Origin of the sequence: Ramlibacter sp., assembly GCF_035706265.1 — a bacterium.
Lineage (GTDB): Bacteria > Pseudomonadota > Gammaproteobacteria > Burkholderiales > Burkholderiaceae_C > Ramlibacter.
In genome coordinates this window covers 1-3,000 of record NZ_DASSVG010000595.1, presented here as the reverse complement: position 1 = coordinate 3,000, position 3,000 = coordinate 1, and the positions used below count along the sequence as shown (strand labels likewise).

At 67.4% G+C, this 3,000-nt stretch carries 3 protein-coding genes; 2 read left to right on the top strand and 1 reads right to left on the bottom strand.

What is annotated here, in order from left to right:
• Positions 1–716: peptidogalycan biosysnthesis protein (locus VFM98_RS21310; RefSeq protein ID WP_325111896.1), on the bottom strand; the 716-nt coding region annotated here is incomplete at its 3' end.
• Between the two features lie 7 nt (positions 717–723).
• Here VFM98_RS21310 and VFM98_RS21305 point away from each other — a divergent pair.
• Together VFM98_RS21305 and VFM98_RS21300 are read left to right on the top strand one after the other, a co-directional pair.
• Positions 724–2,388: an NAD+ synthase gene (locus VFM98_RS21305; protein WP_325111895.1), complete on the top strand. Its 1,665-nt coding sequence runs from the start codon at positions 724–726 to the stop codon at positions 2,386–2,388.
• Positions 2,389–2,409: 21 nt separating this feature from the next.
• Positions 2,410–2,748, top strand: a complete 339-nt coding sequence (locus VFM98_RS21300; RefSeq protein WP_325111894.1) for a P-II family nitrogen regulator — start codon at positions 2,410–2,412, stop codon at positions 2,746–2,748.
• Positions 2,749–3,000 lie beyond the last annotated feature (252 nt).

The window sequence follows — 3,000 nt, the reverse complement described above, 5'->3', positions numbered from 1 at the left end:
ACGCCCGCTTCCGCCACCTTGCGCCGCTCCTGCCGGATCTTCTTGCGCTTCTCCTGGGTGAGGCTGGCGAGGAAGGCGTCGAAGTCGGCGTACGCTGCGCTTCCGCCGCCGGGCCGCCCCAAGGCGGAAGCAGCCCCCTCGGGGGGCAGCGCGGACAGGTCAGTGCCGCGCGTGGGGGCTCTATTCATCCAGTGGAACTGCACCGTGTGGCGCAGCATCAGCCCCGCGTCCGCGCAGGCCGCGACGTCCTCATCACTCGCGAACAGCAGGTGCCACGAAGACAGCTTGCTCTTGCGGCAGACCTGCAGCACGGCGCGCACCAGCGCCGCGCGCGCAGCCGCGTCGCGTGCCAGCAGCCGCGGCCCCGGCACGGGCGTGAACGGCACGGCCGTGAGACCCTTGGGGTAGTAGCGCAGGCCGTGCTGCTCGTAGGCGTTGGCCCAGGCCCAGTCGAACACGTACTCGCCGTACGAGTGGCTCTTCAGGTAGAGCGGGCAGGCCGCGTGCAGCTCACCCTCGCGCCACAGCGTGACGAACTGCGGCGACCAGCCGGTCGCGCGCGTGGCGCTGCCGCTCTCCTGCAGGGCCGCGAGGTATTCGTGCCGCATGAAGGGCGAGCCGCCCGCCAGCGCGAGCAGCGCGTTCCACGCGCCGGCCTCGATCTCCGAAGCCTCGCGCGACACCCGGATGACATAATCGTTCGAGAAGTCTGGCACGGCCGAAATGACACTCACCATCTGTACTGCCCAGCTCAACGTCACTGTCGGCGACATGGCGGGCAACGCGCAAAAGATCATCGCCGCGGCGCGCACGGCCTACGAGCGCGGGGCGCGGCTGGTGCTCACGCCGGAGCTCTCGATCTGCGGTTACCCGGCCGAAGACCTGCTGCTGCGCCCCGCCTTCATCGCCGCCTGCGATGATGCCGTGAAAACCGTGGCCCGCGAGCTGGCAGGGTTGAAGGGCCTGCACGTGGTGGTGGGCCATCCGCGCGGCGGCGACATCCGCAGCAAGTCGGTGCAGGTGCACATGCGCTGGAACTCGGCCAGCGTCCTGTCCGAAGGCAGGACGATCGAGACCTACAACAAGCGCGAACTGCCGAACTACCAGGTCTTCGACGAGTACCGCTACTTCACGCGCGGGCAGGGCACCTGCGTGTTCCAGGTCGAGGGTGTCAATGTCGGCCTGCTGATCTGCGAGGACGCCTGGTTCGAGGAGCCGGCCCAGCTCGCCCGCGCGTCCGGCGCGCAGCTGCTGGTGGTGCCCAACGCCTCGCCCTTCCACGTGGGCAAGAGCGGCGAACGCATCGCGCGCATGGCCGAACGGGCGCAGAACGTCGACCTGCCGCTGGTCTACGCGCACTCGGTGGGCGGCCAGGACGAGGTGGTGTTCGACGGCGGCTCCTTCGCGGTGAATGCCGACGGCTCGCTGGCCGCGCGCGCGCCGGCCTTCGTGGAGGACCTGTTCTTCGTGACGGCCACGCCGGGGGCCAGCTCCTACCTGCTCTCGGGCCCGATGGCGCCCGACATCGGCGACGACGAGGAGCTGTGGCACGCGCTGGTGATGGGCGTGCGCGACTACATCGGCAAGAACGGCTTTCCCGGCGTGCTGCTGGGGCTCTCCGGCGGCATCGATTCCGCGCTGGTGCTCGCGATCGCGGTGGACGCGCTCGGCAAGGACAAGGTGCGCTCGGTGATGATGCCTTCGCCCTACACGGCGGAGATCTCCTGGCTGGACGCGGCGGAGATGTGCCAGCGCCTGGGCGTGCGCTACGACGAGATCTCGATCAAGCCGATGTTCGAGTCCTTCCTGCAGGCGCTGTCGAAGGAGTTCGCCGGCCTGAAGGAGGACACGACCGAGGAGAACATCCAGGCCCGCATCCGCGGCGTGCTGCTGATGGCGCTGTCCAACAAGTTCGGCAGCATCGTGCTGACCACCGGCAACAAGAGCGAGATGGCCACCGGCTACTGCACGCTCTATGGCGACATGGCCGGCGGCTTCGCGGTGATCAAGGACGTGTTCAAGACCGTGGTGTTCCGGCTCGCGCGCTGGCGCAACGCCAACGACCCGTACCAGACCGGCGCCAATCCGATCCCCGAGCGGATCATCACGCGCCCGCCCAGCGCCGAACTGCGGCCCGACCAGGTGGACCAGGACAGCCTGCCGCCCTACGAAATCCTGGACGGGATCCTCGCGCGCTACATGGAGAACGACCAGAGCATCGAGGAGATCGCGGCCGCCGGCTTCGACCGCGCGATCGTGGAGCGTGTGGCACGCCTGGTGCGCATCAACGAGTACAAGCGCCGCCAGGCGCCGGTGGGCATCCGCGTCTCGCACCGCGGCTTCGGCAAGGATTGGCGCTATCCTATTACCGGAAAATTCCGTGCCTAGCACCACCCCTTTGGAGAGTCCATGAAACAGATCACCGCCATCGTCAAGCCGTTCAAGCTGGAGGAAGTGCGAGAAGGCCTGGCGGAGTGCGGCGTCACCGGCCTGACCGTGACCGAGGTCAAGGGTTTCGGCCGCCAGAAGGGCCACACCGAGCTCTATCGCGGCGCCGAATACGTGGTGGACTTCCTGCCCAAGGTGAAGATCGAGGTGGTGGTGAAGGACGACGAGGTCGAGCGCTGCGTCGACGCCATCATCAACGCCGCGCGCACCGGCAAGATCGGCGACGGCAAGATCTTCATCACCAGCGTGGAGCGCGTGGTGCGCATCCGCACCGGCGAGATCGACGAATCGGCGGTTTGAGGCCGGGGCCCGTGACGGGCCGCTACTGCAACAGCCTTTAACGCAGAAGCCGCAAAAGCTGCGCAAAAACCGCAAAAAGGACAATTCCTTGAGAGGATGTTCTTTTGCGGCTTTTGCGAGACTTTTGCGGCTTTTGCGTTAAAGGCTGTTGAATTGGCGGCCCCTCGAGGCCACGGTCAAATCTCGGAGGTATCCACCCCGCGCGGGCTGCTGAGGGCGTCGTCCACCAGCCTGGCGAGCAGCGGCTCCAGC

Coding starts and splice junctions, on each gene's coding strand:
- VFM98_RS21305 (WP_325111895.1), top strand. CDS start 724: ATGACACTCACCATCTGTACTGCCCAGCTCAACGTCACTGTCGGCGAC.
- VFM98_RS21300 (WP_325111894.1), top strand. CDS start 2,410: ATGAAACAGATCACCGCCATCGTCAAGCCGTTCAAGCTGGAGGAAGTG.